Source organism: Staphylococcus sp. HMSC36A10, from assembly GCF_001838845.1.
In the GTDB taxonomy this organism is placed as follows: Bacteria; Bacillota; Bacilli; order Staphylococcales; family Staphylococcaceae; genus Staphylococcus; species Staphylococcus aureus.
Map to the genome: position 1 here is coordinate 34,618 of NZ_KV839130.1, position 17,227 is coordinate 51,844.

A 17,227-nucleotide genomic window follows, 5' to 3' on the forward strand; every position below is an offset into this window, starting at 1 on the left:
GCATAAGAGCCCCTAATCGCTAAACTATAAGGGGCTCTAATATGCTATAATTATTGGGAAAATGAAAATTATATGTAAAAGAGGTGAGATATATGTTTGTCGATCAAGTCAAAATATCTCTTAAAGCCGGTGATGGTGGTAATGGTATTACCGCATACAGAAGAGAAAAATATGTACCATTTGGTGGACCAGCTGGCGGTGACGGTGGTAAAGGTGCTTCAGTCGTATTTGAAGTGGATGAAGGTTTAAGAACGTTATTAGATTTTAGATATCAACGTCATTTTAAAGCAAGCAAAGGTGAAAATGGCCAAAGTAGTAATATGCATGGTAAAAATGCGGAAGATTTAGTATTAAAAGTTCCACCTGGTACAATTATTAAAAATGTTGAAACAGACGAAGTGTTAGCAGATCTTGTTGAAGATGGTCAAAGAGCTGTAGTAGCGAAGGGCGGTCGAGGTGGCCGAGGTAATTCACGTTTTGCAACACCTAGAAACCCTGCACCTGACTTCAGTGAAAAAGGTGAACCAGGTGAGGAATTAGATGTATCTTTAGAATTGAAATTATTAGCTGATGTAGGATTAGTAGGTTGCCCTAGTGTGGGTAAATCGACTTTATTATCTATCGTTTCAAAAGCTAAGCCTAAAATTGGGGCATATCATTTTACAACGATTAAACCAAATCTAGGTGTTGTTTCAACGCCTGATCAACGTAGTTTTGTTATGGCAGATTTACCAGGTTTAATTGAAGGTGCATCTGATGGCGTTGGATTAGGACATCAATTTTTAAGACATGTAGAGAGAACAAAAGTTATTGTTCACATGATTGATATGAGCGGTTCTGAAGGTAGAGAACCTATTGAAGATTATAAAGTCATTAATCAAGAATTAGCCGCGTACGAGCAACGTTTAGAAGATAGACCTCAAATCGTAGTAGCTAACAAGATGGATTTACCTGAATCACAAGATAATTTAAACTTGTTTAAAGAAGAAATTGGCGAAGATGTGCCAGTTATTCCAGTTTCAACAATAACGCGTGATAATATTGATCAATTATTATATGCAATAGCAGATAAATTAGAAGAATATAAAGATGTTGACTTCACAGTTGAAGAAGAGGAGTCAGTTGGCATTAACCGAGTATTATATAAACATACACCGTCACAAGATAAATTTACAATTTCAAGAGATGATGATGGTGCTTATGTGGTAAGTGGTAATGCTATTGAAAGAATGTTTAAAATGACTGACTTTAACAGTGATCCAGCAGTACGTCGATTTGCTCGTCAAATGCGTTCGATGGGTATTGATGATGCACTTAGAGAACGTGGTTGTAAAAATGGTGATATCGTTAGAATTCTTGGCGGAGAATTTGAATTCGTTGAATAGGAGCGTAACATGATGGACAATAAAGATTATAAAAAGTTTTATTTAATTAGAGAAGATGTCTTGCCTGAATCCGTGGTTAAAACATTGAAGATTAAAGATGCCTTAAAAAGTGATCCGACATTGTCCATTTATGATGCCGTTAAACAGTTTGATCTATCTAGAAGTGCTTTTTATAAATATAGAGAAACGATATTTCCAGTAGACGATAAAATGCTTGACCATCGAGAATTTACATTAATTTTATATGTAACTGATATTGTGGGTATGTTGGCACGTGTACTAGATGTTATATCAAAGTTAGAACTATCTGTATTAACGATTCATCAAAGTATTCCAATGGAAGAAAAAGCAACAATAACATTATCACTGAATGCTAAATCTAAAGAAACTTCAGTAGAAGATGTTATTGGTGCTTTGAGAAATTTAGATTATGTATCAAAAGTAGAATTAATTAGTATGAGTATGTAAGGATGTGCCTATAATGTACGCGTATGTCAAAGGTAAGTTAACACATTTATATCCTACACACGTAGTTGTTGAAACTGCTGGTGTTGGTTATGAAATTCAAACACCAAATTCTTATCGTTTTCAAAAGCATCTAGATCATGAAGTTTTAATTCATACATCTTTAATTGTTCGTGAAGATGCACAATTATTGTATGGATTTAGTAGTGAAGAAGAGAAAGATATGTTCTTGAGTTTAATTAAAGTTACTGGTATTGGTCCGAAATCAGCTTTAGCTATTTTAGCGACAAGTACGCCTAATGAAGTAAAACGTGCCATTGAAAATGAAAATGATACGTATTTAACTAAATTCCCAGGAATTGGTAAGAAAACGGCAAGACAGATTGTCTTAGATTTAAAAGGTAAAGTGAAAATCACTGAAGAAGATAGCGATTCATTATTACAAGTAGACGCTACTTCGACGGTGCAAGATCAATTCGTGCAAGAAGCAATGTTAGCGTTAGAAGCATTAGGTTATTCTAAACGAGAGCTTGCAAAAGTTGAGAAAACGTTAAATAAAAATAAATATGACTCAGTTGATGAAGCTGTTAAGGCAGGTCTTCAATTAGTTGTATCTTAATTTTAAATAGATTAATAGGGGAAGTGTTGTCATGAATGAGCGTATGGTTGATCAATCAATGCATAGTGAAGAAACTGATTTCGAATTGTCGCTTAGACCTACGAGATTACGACAATATATTGGTCAAAATTCAATAAAAAGTAATTTAGAAGTATTTATTAAAGCGGCTAAACTTCGTCATGAACCATTAGATCATGTATTGCTTTTTGGCCCCCCTGGATTAGGTAAGACAACATTATCTAATATCATTGCCAATGAAATGGAAGTTAATATACGTACAGTATCAGGGCCTTCATTAGAAAGACCTGGTGATTTGGCTGCAATTTTATCAGGACTTCAACCTGGAGATGTTTTGTTTATTGATGAAATACACAGACTGAGTAGTGTTGTTGAAGAAGTGTTATACCCTGCAATGGAAGATTTCTTTTTAGATATTATCATTGGTAAAGGCGATGAGGCTAGAAGTATCCGTATCGACTTACCTCCATTCACTTTGGTAGGTGCAACAACGCGAGCTGGCAGCTTAACAGGTCCACTAAGGGATCGATTTGGTGTGCACTTAAGATTAGAATATTATAATGAATCAGATTTAAAAGAAATCATTATTAGAACAGCTGAGGTTTTAGGCACAGGTATTGATGAAGAAAGTGCCATTGAACTTGCTAAACGTTCTAGAGGGACTCCAAGAGTAGCAAATCGACTATTGAAGCGGGTAAGAGACTTCCAGCAAGTGAATGAAGATGAACAAATATACATTGAAACAACGAAGCACGCATTAGGTTTACTTCAAGTTGATCAACACGGACTAGATTACATTGATCATAAAATGATGAACTGTATTATTAAGCAGTATAATGGTGGACCTGTTGGTTTAGATACGATTGCCGTAACAATTGGTGAAGAACGTATTACAATTGAGGACGTTTATGAGCCATTTCTTATTCAGAAAGGCTTTTTAGAACGTACGCCACGTGGCAGAAAAGCAACACCATTAGCTTATGAACATTTTGCAAAGTCGAATGAGGAGAGAGGATAACGTGAATATTGAAGAATTTGACTATGACTTACCAGAATCATTAATTGCTCAAACGCCTTTAAAAGATCGTGATCATAGTCGTTTATTAGTCATGGATAGAGAAACTGGTGAAATGAAACATTTACATTTCAAAGATATCATTGAGTATTTTAGACCTGGTGATACATTAGTGCTTAACGATACGCGAGTAATGCCAGCTAGACTTTTTGGTTTAAAAGAAGAAACTGGTGCAAAAGTTGAAATGTTAATGTTAACTCAAATTGAAGGTGATGATTGGGAAGTCTTACTGAAACCAGCTAAGCGTATTAAAGTTGGTAATAAATTGAATTTTGGTAATGGCAAAATTATAGCTGAATGCATAAAAGAAATGGATCAAGGTGGACGCATCATGCGTTTACATTATGAAGGTATTTTACAAGAAAGATTAGATGAATTAGGGGAAATGCCACTGCCACCATACATCAAAGAACGTTTAGATGATCCAGATCGTTATCAAACAGTTTACGCTAAAGAAAGTGGTTCAGCGGCAGCACCAACAGCAGGATTACATTTTACTGATGAGTTATTAACTGAAATTAAAAATAAAGGTGTAAATATCGCATTTGTTACATTACATGTTGGGTTAGGTACGTTTAGACCGGTGAGCGTCGATGTTGTGAATGACCACGAAATGCATAGTGAATATTATCAAATGACACAAGAAACAGCTGATTTATTAAATGATACTAAGTCCAAAGGACATCGCATTATATCAGTTGGTACAACTTCAACACGTACACTTGAAACAATTCGACGCGATCATGATAAATTTGTTGAAACGAGTGGCTGGACTAATATATTTATTTATCCAGGATTTGATTTTAAAGCAATTGATGGCCAGATTACTAATTTTCATTTACCAAAATCAACATTAGTTATGCTAGTATCAGCGTTTAGTACTCGTGAAAATGTTCTGAATGCTTATAAAACGGCAGTAAATTTAGAATATAGATTCTTTAGTTTTGGCGATGCAATGTTAATTATATAAAAAGAATGTGAGGATTTTGAATATGCCTGCAGTAACATACGAACACATTAAAACTTGTAAACAATCAGGTGCGCGTTTAGGTATCGTGCACACACCACACGGTTCATTTGAAACACCTATGTTTATGCCAGTTGGTACTAAAGCAACCGTTAAAACAATGAGTCCAGAAGAGTTAAGACAAATTGAAGCAAAAATCATTTTGGGCAACACATATCATTTGTGGTTACAACCCGGAAATGATATTATCAAACACGCTGGGGGATTACATAAATTCATGAATTGGGATGGTCCGATTCTTACAGATTCAGGCGGTTTCCAAGTGTTTAGTTTAAGTAATTTACGTAAAATTACAGAAGAAGGCGTGGAATTTAGACATCATACTAATGGGTCTAAATTATTTTTGAGTCCTGAGAAATCAATGCAAATTCAAAATGATTTAGGTTCTGATATTATGATGGCATTTGATGAATGTCCACCGATGCCGGCTGAATATGATTATGTAAAAAAATCTATTGAACGTACAACACGTTGGGCGAAACGATGTCTAGATGCACACCAAAGACCTGAAGATCAAGCATTGTTCGGCATTATACAAGGTGGCGAATATGAAGATTTAAGAGAACAAAGTGCAAAGGATTTAGTAGAATTAGATTTTCCTGGTTATGCAATCGGCGGTTTGTCAGTTGGTGAACCTAAACCGGTTATGTATAAAATGGTTGAACATACAGAGCAGTTTATGCCTAAAGATAAACCAAGATATTTAATGGGTGTAGGATCTCCAGATGCGTTAATCGAATGTAGTATTCGCGGCATGGATATGTTTGATTGTGTCTTACCGACACGTATTGCCAGAAATGGTACTTGTATGACATCGCAAGGTCGTTTAGTTATTAAAAATGCAAAATTTGCAGATGATTTAAGACCGTTAGATGAGAATTGTGACTGTTATACATGTCAAAACTATTCAAGAGCGTATATACGTCATTTAATCAAGGCAGAGGAAACTTTTGGTATTCGTCTTACTACTATTCATAATTTACATTTTCTGCTAAAATTAATGGAAGATATAAGACAAGCCATTCGAGAAGATCGTCTTTTAGATTTCAAAGAAGAATTCTTCGAGCAATATGGATTAAATGTTGAGAACCCAAAAAACTTTTAAGCAAGAGGAGCGTATAAAATGCAATTTTCATTACTAATATATATAGTCGTAATTTTTGCGGTTATGTATTTCTTGATGATCAGACCACAACAAAAACGTGCGAAACAGCATCGTGAGTTGATTAATAACATTCAATCTGGTCAAAGAATTACAACTATTGGTGGTATTAAAGGTACTGTTAAAGCAGTAGATGAAACAACTGTTGTTATTACAGTTAATGGTCATGGTACTGAATTAACTTTCGAAAAACCTGCTATTAAACAAGTTGACCCTTCATAACGAGAAGTGGTATTAAAAAGGATGAAACGAATAGCGTTTCATCCTTTTTAAGTTATAAGTAGTATGTAGAATAGCTTATTTTTATTCCAAAAAAAGAAATTGTGATACATAATAATTGTTAAATTTAAATTAAATATATCTATGACTATTTTTACTCCCTGCTCTAGTATGTTAATATGTATAAGGCTAATAAATTTTGTAAGAAAGATTTAACTTGCGTTATAAAATAGTATTCAAGTATTCTAAATACATACGTAAATAATGAGGTGTTCATGTGAAGAAAAGTAGTAGAATAATTGCGTTCTTGCTTTTAGTCGTATTGTTGTTTGCCGGAATGGCTGCAACTTATAAAAGTGTTATAAAGAATGTCAATTTAGGACTTGATTTGCAAGGTGGATTTGAGGTGCTTTATCAAGTCGATCCTTTAAATAAAGGCGACAAAATAGATAAAAAAGCCTTACAATCAACAGCGCAAACATTAGAAAATCGTGTTAACGTTTTAGGTGTTTCGGAACCTAAAATTCAAGTTGAAGAACCTAATAGAATTAGAGTTCAACTTGCTGGTGTAACAGACCAGAATGAAGCACGTAAAATTTTATCTTCTCAAGCTAATTTAACAATTCGCGATGCAGAAGATAAAGTAAAATTAAGCGGTTCTGATATTAAACAGGGATCTGCCAAACAAGAATTTAAACAGGAAACAAACCAGCCTACAGTTACTTTTAAAGTAAAAGACAAAAACAAATTTAAAAAAGTAACGGAAGAAATCTCTAAGAAACGTGATAATGTCATGGTTGTTTGGTTAGATTTCAAAAAAGGTGACAGCTATAAAAAAGAAGCACAAAAGAAAAACCCTAAATTTATTTCTGCAGCAAGTGTTGATCAACCAATCAATTCTGATAGCGTAGAAATCTCGGGTGGATTTAAAGGACAAGAAGGCGTTAAAAAAGCAAAACAAATCGCCGAATTGTTAAATGCAGGTTCTTTACCAGTTGACTTGAAAGAAATTTATTCAAACTCAGTAGGTGCCCAATTTGGTCAAGATGCATTAGATAAAACTGTGTTTGCATCGTTTATTGGTGTAGCATTAATTTATTTATTCATGCTTGGATTCTACCGATTACCTGGTTTAGTAGCGATTATTGCATTGACAACTTATATCTATCTAACGTTAGTAGCATTTAATTTCATTTCCGGGGTTCTAACTTTACCAGGATTAGCGGCGTTGGTATTAGGTGTAGGTATGGCTGTAGATGCCAATATTATCATGTATGAGCGTATTAAGGATGAACTTCGAATAGGTAGAACGATAAAGCAAGCCTTTTCTAAAGCAAACAAAAGTTCATTCCTAACAATTTTTGATTCTAACTTAACAACAGTTATCGCCGCAGCAGTATTATTCTTCTTCGGTGAAAGTTCAGTTAAAGGTTTCGCGACAATGTTATTATTAGGTATTCTAATGATCTTTGTTACAGCCGTGTTCTTATCAAGATTCTTATTATCATTACTTGTTTCATCAAATATATTCAAAAATCAATTTTGGTTATTTGGTGTTAAAAAGAATAAACGACATGATATTAATGAAGGTGTAGATGTTCATGACCTTAAAACTTCATTCGAGAAATGGAATTTTGTTAAATTAGCTAAGCCATTAATTGGAGTAAGTATTTTAATTGTAGTCGTCGGTTTAGTTATTCTTTATATCTTCAAGTTAAACTTAGGAATTGATTTCTCAAGTGGTACACGTGTAGATTTCCAATCTAAACAAGCAATTACTCAACAAAAGGTTGAGCAAGTTGTAAAAGATAGTGGACTTAAAGCGGATCAAATTCAAATCAATGGTAAAGATAATAAAGTAGCAACTGTTCAATTTAAAGACGATTTAACGCGTGCTCAAGATAATAAATTGAGTGATAATATTAAATCGAAATTCGGTGACACACCTCAAATTAATACTGTATCACCAATTATTGGACAGGAATTAGCAAAAAATGCAATGCTTGCATTAATCTATGCATCGATAGGTATCATCATCTATGTATCATTACGATTTGAATGGCGCATGGGTCTTTCATCTGTATTGGCATTATTACATGATGTATTCATAATAGTAGCGATTTTCAGTTTATTTAGAATTGAAGTAGATTTAACATTTATCGCCGCTGTATTAACAATTGTCGGTTATTCAATTAATGATACAATCGTAACGTTTGACCGTGTACGTGAAAACTTACAAAAGGTTAAAGTGATTACGACAACAGAACAAATTGATGATATCGTTAATAGATCAATTAGACAGACGATGACACGTTCAATTAATACAGTATTAACAGTTATTGTAGTAGTAGTTGCTATACTATTCTTCGGTGCTCCTACGATATTCAACTTTACTTTAGCATTATTTATCGGATTGATTTCTGGTGTATTCTCTTCAATCTTCATTGCCGTTCCGCTATGGGGAATAATGAAAAAACGTCAGTTGAAAAAATCGCCGAAACACAAATTAGTTGTATATAAAGAAAAGAAATCGAACGATGAAAAGATTTTAGTTTAAAATGAATTAAGCGGTATGTGAAACATTAAAGAGTTCACATACCGCTTTTTACTTTATTTAAATTTAACAAAATATATATAAATAAGTTCCCGCATTCATTTTTAAAAAATGGTATAATTAAAGTCTTGATTATTTAGATAAGTGCTTTTTATTTAAAGTAATTTTAGATATAATGTCTTTTGGAAATGAGGCGTAAATATATATGATTAAACCGAAGTATAAGTGGAAATTAACTAAACCAGCTGAATACATAAGTGATGAATTAACATCAAAATTAAAGTTAACGCCAATCGTAAAAAAAATATTAGAAAGTAAATCGATTATTGATGAACAAGCAATAGAATCCATCATTTCAGATACAGATATCAATCATGATGCACTGCAATTGAGCGATATGACTAAGACTATTGAAAGAATTAAAAGAGCGATAGCGAATGATGAGAAAATCCTAGTTTATGGTGATTACGATGCCGACGGTGTTACCGCAACTACAATTTTAGTGACAACATTACAACTTTTAGGTGCACAAGTAGGATGGCATATTCCTAACCGCTTTACCGAAGGATATGGACCAAACGAACTAGCATTTAGAAATGCTCATGATGAAGGCATAACATTAATCATAACTGTTGATAATGGCATACAAGGTCATAATGAAATTAAAATGGTTCAAGATTTAGGAGTTGATGTCATTGTAACTGATCATCATGAAATTGGTAGTACATTACCAGAAGCATATGCAATCGTACATCCAATGCATCCATCGTTTAATTATCCGTTCCAACAATTGTGTGGTGCAGGTGTTGCATACAAATTAGCACAAGCATTGATTGAAAATGTACCTGATTATTTTAAAGCATTAGTTGCGATAGGTACCATTGCGGATTTAGTATCCTTAACTGATGAAAATCGATCATTAGTGAAACAAGGATTAAAAGTCTTAAATGATCAATGTCCGACCTCTGTTAAAGCATTGCTAAAAGAAGCGGGATACAATGACAATATTGATGAAGAAACAATTGGTTTTATTATTGGACCTAGACTTAATGCTGTAGGTCGTTTAGATGACGCATCATTAGCTTGCGAATTGTTGATGACTGACGACGAAGAAGAAGCTGCATTTTTAGCAGAACAAGTTGAACATTTTAACCGTGAAAGAAAAGATATTGTAGCAACTATCACAGAAGAAGCAATGGCTATGGCAGAAACGAAAGTTAAAAAGGGAGATTTATTTTTACTTTTAGCAAAAGAAAATTGGCATGAAGGTGTCTTAGGTATTGTTGCTTCGAAAATTGTCGAAACATTTGCTTTGCCAACATTAATTTTAAATATTGATAGGGAGCAAAATCATGCAAAAGGTTCCGCCAGATCAATTGATCAAGTGTCGATGTTTGAAATACTATCAGCACATCAAGAGTTAATCGCTAAATTTGGCGGCCATCATATGGCTGCAGGTATGACGATGGATATTGAAAATATAGAATCGTTAGCTGAAGGTTTAAATAAATGGATGAAAGAATTATCTAAAACAACTTCGTTAGATCCCGTAAAGCAAGTAGATGTATTATTAACAGAAAATGATATAACGATTAAAAATATTCGTGATATGAATCGTTTAAGACCCTTCGGAACAGATTTTTCTAGACCTATTTTTGAAATGGATGATTTATCAGTTTCTTCAGTTAAGGCGATAGGTCAACAAAAAAATCATCTAAAATTGACACTTGGTGAAAGTAATATCGCCGCGCTATTTTGGCAAAATGGACACTTAGAACCTGAGTTACAAGATGAACAGCCAATTAATATATTAGGATCTGTTCAAATCAACGAATGGAATGGTAATCAATCACCGCAAATAATTATTCAAGATATTGCGATGAATGAACAGCAAATATTAGATTATAGAAGTAAGCGAAAAAGTTTACCTTTTACAGAAAATGATGAAAATATTGTCGTGCTTATTCATCCTAAAAGTGATAAAGTAAATGCGAATGAATATTATTATGGTGAAGAAATTAAACAACAAACTGATAAAGTAGTATTAAGAGATTTACCAACGTCAATGGAAGACTTGTCTAATTCCTTGCAACAACTGCAATTTTCTCAACTTTATATAGTTTTGCAACATAATCATTCGATTTACTTCGATGGTATACCTAATATGGATATTTTTAAAAAGTGTTATAAAGCATTAATAACTAAACAAGAAACAAATATCCAGAAAGAGGGTATGTTATTGTGTCAACATTTAAGTGTGAAACCAGATACACTTAAATTCATGTTGAAAGTTTTCTTAGACTTAAAATTTGTAACACAAGAAGATGGTTTAATTCGAATCAATCAACAACCTGATAAAAGATCGATTGATTCCAGCAAAGTATATCAATTAAGACAACAACGTATGGATGTTGAAAAGCAATTATTATATCAAGATTTTTCAGAAATAAAAAATTGGATAAAGTCACAATTGTCGTGAGCAATTTAGGAGGAAATATTAATGGATTTAAAGCAATACGTATCAGAAGTTCAAGGTTGGCCGAAACCAGGTGTTAGTTTCAAGGATATTACTACAATTATGGATAATGGTGAAGCATATGGCTATGCAACAGATAAAATTGTAGAATACGCAAAAGACAGAGATGTTGATATCGTTGTAGGACCTGAAGCGCGTGGCTTTATCATTGGCTGTCCTGTAGCTTATTCAATGGGGATTGGCTTTGCACCTGTTAGAAAAGAAGGGAAATTACCTCGTGAAGTCATTCGTTATGAGTATGACCTAGAATATGGTACAAATGTTTTAACAATGCACAAAGATGCAATTAAACCAGGTCAACGTGTGTTAATTACAGATGATTTATTAGCTACTGGTGGTACGATTGAAGCAGCAATAAAATTAGTTGAAAAATTAGGCGGTATCGTAGTAGGTATTGCATTTATAATTGAATTGAAATATTTAAATGGTATTGAAAAAATTAAAGATTACGATGTTATGAGTTTAATCTCATACGACGAATAATAAATAATATAATTTTATCAAATGAAATCCTTCATCAAATGTATAAGAACCAATGACTTAATTAAAAAAGTTGTTTAAGTTTTCTTAACATGAGATGTTAGGATTTTTTATTTACTGAAAATGTTAGATGATTGAGCATTATACCTTAATAACATCGTTTATTTATTTCATAAATTGTAGTATCATAGAACTAATATTTAAAAAATGAAACAGTAGATTTAGGTCGAATTTTTGTAAAAGTTTTAAAAGTAGGAATAGTATACAAATTAAACTCGCTCAAGTAAAATTAATATTACGATTAATGACGACAGGATAAATATTTATCGTCGACGGACGTATGATTGGTGTGGGACAAATACTATTCAACAAGAGTACCTAAATCATTGTTTAAGGCGAAGTTATAAATATGAATGGGGTGTATCATATAATGAACAACGAATATCCATATAGTGCAGATGAAGTTCTTCACAAAGCAAAATCATATTTGTCAGCAGATGAATATGAGTATGTTTTAAAAAGCTATCATATTGCTTATGAAGCACATAAAGGTCAGTTCCGAAAAAACGGATTACCATACATTATGCATCCTATACAAGTTGCAGGTATTTTAACAGAAATGCGATTAGACGGACCGACGATTGTCGCAGGTTTTTTGCATGATGTAATTGAAGATACACCGTATACATTTGAAGATGTAAAAGAAATGTTCAATGAAGAAGTTGCTCGAATTGTTGATGGTGTGACGAAGCTTAAAAAAGTAAAATACCGCTCAAAAGAAGAACAACAAGCTGAAAATCATCGCAAGTTATTTATTGCGATTGCCAAAGATGTACGCGTAATTTTGGTGAAATTAGCAGACAGATTACATAATATGCGTACCTTGAAAGCCATGCCGCGTGAAAAACAAATTAGAATTTCTCGAGAAACATTAGAAATTTATGCACCTTTAGCACATCGTCTTGGTATTAATACAATTAAATGGGAACTAGAAGATACGGCTCTTCGTTATATTGATAATGTGCAATATTTTAGAATAGTCAATTTAATGAAGAAGAAACGTAGTGAACGTGAAGCGTATATCGAAACGGCTATTGATAGAATACGTACTGAAATGGACCGAATGAATATCGAAGGCGATATAAATGGTAGACCTAAACATATTTACAGTATTTATCGGAAAATGATGAAGCAGAAAAAACAATTTGATCAAATTTTTGATTTGTTGGCGATACGTGTTATTGTCAATTCTATTAATGATTGTTATGCGATACTTGGGTTGGTGCATACGTTATGGAAACCGATGCCAGGACGTTTTAAAGATTATATTGCAATGCCTAAACAAAATTTGTATCAGTCATTGCATACTACAGTAGTAGGTCCAAATGGAGACCCGCTCGAAATCCAAATACGAACGTTTGATATGCACGAAATTGCTGAGCATGGTGTTGCAGCACACTGGGCTTACAAAGAAGGTAAAAAAGTAAGTGAAAAAGATCAAACTTATCAAAATAAGTTAAATTGGTTAAAAGAATTAGCTGAAGCGGATCATACATCGTCTGACGCTCAAGAATTTATGGAAACCTTAAAATATGACTTACAGAGTGACAAAGTATACGCATTTACCCCAGCGAGTGATGTTATTGAGTTGCCATATGGTGCTGTGCCGATTGATTTTGCTTATGCGATTCACAGTGAAGTAGGTAATAAGATGATTGGTGCCAAGGTGAATGGCAAAATTGTACCAATTGACTATATTTTACAAACAGGCGATATTGTTGAAATACGTACTAGTAAACATTCATATGGACCAAGTCGTGATTGGTTGAAAATTGTTAAATCGTCTAGTGCCAAAGGTAAAATTAAAAGTTTCTTCAAAAAACAAGATCGTTCATCTAATATTGAAAAAGGCCGAATGATGGTTGAAGTTGAAATAAAAGAGCAAGGATTTAGAGTCGAAGATATTTTGACAGAGAAAAATATTCAGGTTGTTAATGAAAAATATAACTTTGCAAATGAAGATGATTTATTCGCAGCTGTAGGATTTGGCGGCGTGACATCCTTACAGATTGTTAATAAATTAACTGAAAGACAACGTATTTTAGATAAACAACGTGCTTTAAATGAAGCACAAGAAGTTACGAAATCATTGCCTATTAAAGACAACATCATTACTGATAGTGGTGTCTATGTAGAAGGTTTAGAAAATGTACTTATCAAGTTGTCAAAATGTTGTAATCCTATACCAGGTGATGATATTGTAGGTTATATCACCAAAGGTCACGGTATTAAAGTACATCGCACTGATTGCCCAAATATTAAGAACGAAACTGAACGACTAATTAATGTTGAATGGGTAAAATCAAAAGACGCAACTCAAAAATATCAGGTTGATTTAGAGGTAACTGCGTATGACCGAAATGGCTTGTTGAATGAAGTACTACAAGCTGTTAGCTCGACAGCCGGCAATTTAATTAAAGTTTCAGGACGTTCAGATATTGATAAAAATGCAATAATAAATATTAGTGTCATGGTGAAAAACGTGAATGATGTTTATCGTGTGGTAGAAAAGATCAAACAACTTGGTGATGTTTATACAGTAACAAGAGTTTGGAACTAGAGGTGCAAAATATGAAAGTAGTTGTACAAAGAGTTAAAGAAGCATCGGTGACGAATGATACATTAAATAATCAAATCAAAAAAGGATATTGTTTATTAGTCGGTATCGGTCAGAACTCTACAGAGCAAGATGCAGATGTAATTGCAAAGAAAATTGCTAATGCAAGATTATTTGAAGATGACAATAATAAATTAAACTTTAATATCCAACAAATGAATGGTGAAATACTATCAGTTTCACAATTTACTCTCTATGCAGATGTAAAAAAAGGTAACCGTCCAGGTTTCTCAAATTCTAAAAATCCTGATCAAGCGGTAAAAATTTATGAGTATTTTAATGATGCGCTACGAGCGTATGGTCTTACTGTGAAAACAGGTGAATTTGGAACACACATGAATGTTAGCATAAATAATGATGGTCCAGTCACTATTATTTATGAAAGTCAGGACGGCAAAATTCAATGAAAAAAATAGAGGCATGGTTATCTAAAAAGGGTCTTAAAAAAAAAACGTACTCTAATAGTAGTGATTGCCTTTGTCTTATTTATCATCTTTTTATTTTTATTGCTGAATAGCAATAGTGAAGATAGTGGGAACATCACGATAACTGAAAATGCTGAATTACGTACAGGTCCAAACGCTGCGTATCCAGTCATATATAAAGTTGAGAAAGGTGACCATTTTAAAAAGATTGGTAAAGTAGGTAAATGGATTGAAGTTGAAGATACATCCAGTAATGAAAAAGGTTGGATAGCTGGATGGCACACAAATTTAGATATTGTCGCGGATAATACGAAGGAGAAAAATCCTTTGCAAGGTAAAACAATAGTGCTTGATCCTGGTCATGGAGGTAGTGACCAGGGTGCTTCAAGCAATACTAAATATAAAAGTTTAGAAAAAGACTATACGTTGAAAACAGCAAAAGAATTGCAGCGTACTTTAGAAAAAGAAGGCGCAACTGTTAAGATGACAAGAACAGACGATACATATGTTTCACTAGAAAATCGTGATATCAAAGGCGATGCCTATTTGAGTATACATAATGATGCATTAGAATCATCTAATGCAAATGGAATGACAGTTTATTGGTATCATGATAATCAAAGAGCTTTAGCAGATACGTTAGACGCTACGATTCAGAAGAAAGGTCTACTTTCTAATCGCGGTTCAAGACAAGAAAATTATCAAGTGTTAAGACAAACAAAAGTTCCTGCTGTTTTATTAGAATTAGGTTATATTAGTAACCCAACTGATGAAACGATGATTAAAGATCAATTACATAGACAAATTTTAGAACAAGCAATTGTTGATGGCCTTAAAATTTATTTTTCTGCGTAGGGCTTGCAAAAATATGTGAAAGTAGTTATCATTGATATTGAATTTTATAACTAAAACCGTTAGTATTCTTGAAATGGTAAATGAAATAGGTAGCAATCTAACTAAGATTGTGTAGGAATATAATCCATAGACTGAAAGATTATGCTGAGTAGTTTATATACATTGAACACAAGAAGAGGTGCTTTATGAAAAGTAAAGCCGTTAAACGTACGTTAAACGTTTTGAGTGGGTTTATTTAATGCACGCTTATAAAAAGTAATGATGATTACAATTAGGCATGTTTTTTAAACCAATGAGGGTGGCAACACGGATATTCGTCCCTTGTGCAGTTTCAGGCTGTGCAAGGGCTTTTTCTTTTGCTTTTAAAATTATGATTTATCATGCAAAGTTAAGTGATCGTATATAGTTTTAGTTTTAAAAAGGTAATTAAATAAAATAGTTTGCCGAGGGAGATGTCAAAATGATTAAAATACCTAGAGGGACGCAGGATATTTTACCTGAAGATTCAAAGAAATGGCGTTACATTGAAAATCAATTAGATGAATTAATGACATTTTATAATTATAAAGAAATAAGAACACCAATTTTTGAAAGTACAGATCTTTTTGCAAGAGGTGTTGGTGATTCAACCGATGTCGTACAAAAAGAAATGTATACATTTAAAGATAAAGGCGATAGAAGTATTACATTAAGACCTGAGGGAACAGCTGCAGTTGTGCGTTCATATATTGAACATAAAATGCAAGGTAATCCAAACCAACCAATTAAACTTTATTACAATGGACCGATGTTTAGATATGAACGTAAGCAAAAAGGGCGCTATCGTCAATTTAATCAATTTGGTGTAGAAGCTATTGGTGCTGAAAATCCTAGCGTAGATGCAGAAGTATTAGCTATGGTTATGCATATTTATCAATCATTTGGATTAAAACATTTAAAGCTTGTTATTAATAGTGTAGGGGATATGGCGTCTCGAAAAGAATATAACGAAGCGTTAGTGAAACACTTTGAACCAGTAATTCATGAATTTTGTTCAGATTGTCAATCACGTTTGCATACAAATCCGATGCGAATTTTGGATTGTAAAGTTGACCGTGATAAAGAAGCGATTAAGACTGCACCTAGAATCACTGATTTCTTAAATGAGGAATCTAAGGCATATTATGAACAAGTAAAAGCTTATTTAGATGATTTAGGTATTCCATATATTGAAGATCCTAACTTAGTTCGTGGATTGGATTATTATACACATACAGCATTTGAATTAATGATGGATAACCCTAACTATGATGGTGCCATTACAACGCTTTGTGGTGGTGGCCGTTATAATGGTTTATTAGAATTGCTAGATGGTCCAAGTGAAACAGGTATTGGTTTTGCGCTAAGTATAGAACGATTATTGCTTGCACTTGAAGAAGAAGGTATCGAATTAGATATTGAAGAAAACTTAGATTTATTCATTGTTACAATGGGTGATCAAGCAGATCGATATGCTGTGAAGTTATTAAATCATTTGAGACATAATGGTATTAAAGCAGATAAAGACTACTTACAGCGTAAAATTAAAGGACAAATGAAACAAGCAGACCGTTTAGGTGCCAAGTTTACAATCGTTATTGGTGATCAAGAATTAGAAAATAATAAAATCGATGTTAAAAATATGACAACTGGTGAATCTGAAACAATTGAATTAGACGCATTAGTCGAATATTTTAAGAAGTAGAGAGGGC

The 17,227-nt window shown here is 33.2% G+C and carries 13 protein-coding genes and 1 pseudogene; all 14 read left to right on the top strand.

Going from position 1 to position 17,227, the window contains the following annotated elements:
- The first annotated feature begins 92 nt into the window (after window positions 1-92).
- Window positions 93-1,385 (top strand): GTPase ObgE, encoded by a 1,293-nt coding sequence (gene obgE / locus HMPREF3247_RS12200; protein WP_070866247.1) that lies wholly within the window; start codon window positions 93-95, stop codon window positions 1,383-1,385.
- 12 nt (window positions 1,386-1,397) lie between these two features.
- Complete coding sequence (locus tag HMPREF3247_RS12205) at window positions 1,398-1,853, top strand: ACT domain-containing protein (protein ID WP_000368902.1); 456 nt, start codon at window positions 1,398-1,400, stop codon at window positions 1,851-1,853.
- 13 nt (window positions 1,854-1,866) lie between these two features.
- Window positions 1,867-2,469, top strand: a complete 603-nt coding sequence (ruvA, locus tag HMPREF3247_RS12210; RefSeq protein WP_000271547.1) for a Holliday junction branch migration protein RuvA — start codon at window positions 1,867-1,869, stop codon at window positions 2,467-2,469.
- A gap of 31 nt (window positions 2,470-2,500) precedes the next feature.
- Complete coding sequence (gene ruvB / locus HMPREF3247_RS12215; RefSeq protein WP_001005768.1) at window positions 2,501-3,505, top strand: Holliday junction branch migration DNA helicase RuvB; 1,005 nt, start codon at window positions 2,501-2,503, stop codon at window positions 3,503-3,505.
- A 1-nt stretch (window position 3,506) separates the two neighbouring features.
- A complete protein-coding gene (gene queA / locus HMPREF3247_RS12220; protein ID WP_001019167.1) occupies window positions 3,507-4,532 on the top strand; it encodes a tRNA preQ1(34) S-adenosylmethionine ribosyltransferase-isomerase QueA in 1,026 nt (341 codons plus the stop codon).
- Between the two features lie 22 nt (window positions 4,533-4,554).
- Window positions 4,555-5,694, top strand: a complete 1,140-nt coding sequence (tgt, locus tag HMPREF3247_RS12225; protein WP_001112045.1) for a tRNA guanosine(34) transglycosylase Tgt — start codon at window positions 4,555-4,557, stop codon at window positions 5,692-5,694.
- Window positions 5,695-5,712: 18 nt separating this feature from the next.
- The gene (gene yajC / locus HMPREF3247_RS12230) at window positions 5,713-5,973 is read left to right on the top strand and encodes a preprotein translocase subunit YajC (protein ID WP_001160682.1); all 261 of its coding nucleotides are present in this window, start codon (window positions 5,713-5,715) and stop codon (window positions 5,971-5,973) included.
- Between the two features lie 274 nt (window positions 5,974-6,247).
- Entirely contained in the window at window positions 6,248-8,527 is a 2,280-nt protein-coding gene (gene secDF, locus HMPREF3247_RS12235) for a protein translocase subunit SecDF (RefSeq protein ID WP_000749795.1), read from the top strand.
- 202 nt (window positions 8,528-8,729) lie between these two features.
- On the top strand, window positions 8,730-11,003 hold the full coding sequence (gene recJ / locus HMPREF3247_RS12240) for a single-stranded-DNA-specific exonuclease RecJ (protein ID WP_000594995.1): 2,274 nt from the start codon (window positions 8,730-8,732) through the stop codon (window positions 11,001-11,003).
- Between the two features lie 21 nt (window positions 11,004-11,024).
- Entirely contained in the window at window positions 11,025-11,543 is a 519-nt protein-coding gene (locus HMPREF3247_RS12245; RefSeq protein ID WP_064130031.1) for an adenine phosphoribosyltransferase, read from the top strand.
- Between the two features lie 427 nt (window positions 11,544-11,970).
- Entirely contained in the window at window positions 11,971-14,160 is a 2,190-nt protein-coding gene (locus HMPREF3247_RS12250) for a RelA/SpoT family protein (RefSeq protein WP_001058587.1), read from the top strand.
- 11 nt (window positions 14,161-14,171) lie between these two features.
- Window positions 14,172-14,624 (top strand): D-aminoacyl-tRNA deacylase, encoded by a 453-nt coding sequence (gene dtd / locus HMPREF3247_RS12255; RefSeq protein ID WP_000869983.1) that lies wholly within the window; start codon window positions 14,172-14,174, stop codon window positions 14,622-14,624.
- Window positions 14,621-15,497: pseudogene (locus HMPREF3247_RS12260) on the top strand (N-acetylmuramoyl-L-alanine amidase). Before dtd ends, HMPREF3247_RS12260 begins: the two are co-directional and overlap by 4 nt.
- 460 nt (window positions 15,498-15,957) lie before the next feature.
- Window positions 15,958-17,220, top strand: a complete 1,263-nt coding sequence (gene hisS / locus HMPREF3247_RS12265; protein ID WP_000590826.1) for a histidine--tRNA ligase — start codon at window positions 15,958-15,960, stop codon at window positions 17,218-17,220.
- The last annotated feature ends 7 nt before the right edge of the window (window positions 17,221-17,227 follow it).

Coding starts and splice junctions, on each gene's coding strand:
- obgE (WP_070866247.1), top strand. CDS start 93: ATGTTTGTCGATCAAGTCAAAATATCTCTTAAAGCCGGTGATGGTGGT.
- HMPREF3247_RS12205 (WP_000368902.1), top strand. CDS start 1,398: ATGGACAATAAAGATTATAAAAAGTTTTATTTAATTAGAGAAGATGTC.
- ruvA (WP_000271547.1), top strand. CDS start 1,867: ATGTACGCGTATGTCAAAGGTAAGTTAACACATTTATATCCTACACAC.
- ruvB (WP_001005768.1), top strand. CDS start 2,501: ATGAATGAGCGTATGGTTGATCAATCAATGCATAGTGAAGAAACTGAT.
- tgt (WP_001112045.1), top strand. CDS start 4,555: ATGCCTGCAGTAACATACGAACACATTAAAACTTGTAAACAATCAGGT.
- yajC (WP_001160682.1), top strand. CDS start 5,713: ATGCAATTTTCATTACTAATATATATAGTCGTAATTTTTGCGGTTATG.
- recJ (WP_000594995.1), top strand. CDS start 8,730: ATGATTAAACCGAAGTATAAGTGGAAATTAACTAAACCAGCTGAATAC.
- HMPREF3247_RS12245 (WP_064130031.1), top strand. CDS start 11,025: ATGGATTTAAAGCAATACGTATCAGAAGTTCAAGGTTGGCCGAAACCA.
- HMPREF3247_RS12250 (WP_001058587.1), top strand. CDS start 11,971: ATGAACAACGAATATCCATATAGTGCAGATGAAGTTCTTCACAAAGCA.
- dtd (WP_000869983.1), top strand. CDS start 14,172: ATGAAAGTAGTTGTACAAAGAGTTAAAGAAGCATCGGTGACGAATGAT.
- hisS (WP_000590826.1), top strand. CDS start 15,958: ATGATTAAAATACCTAGAGGGACGCAGGATATTTTACCTGAAGATTCA.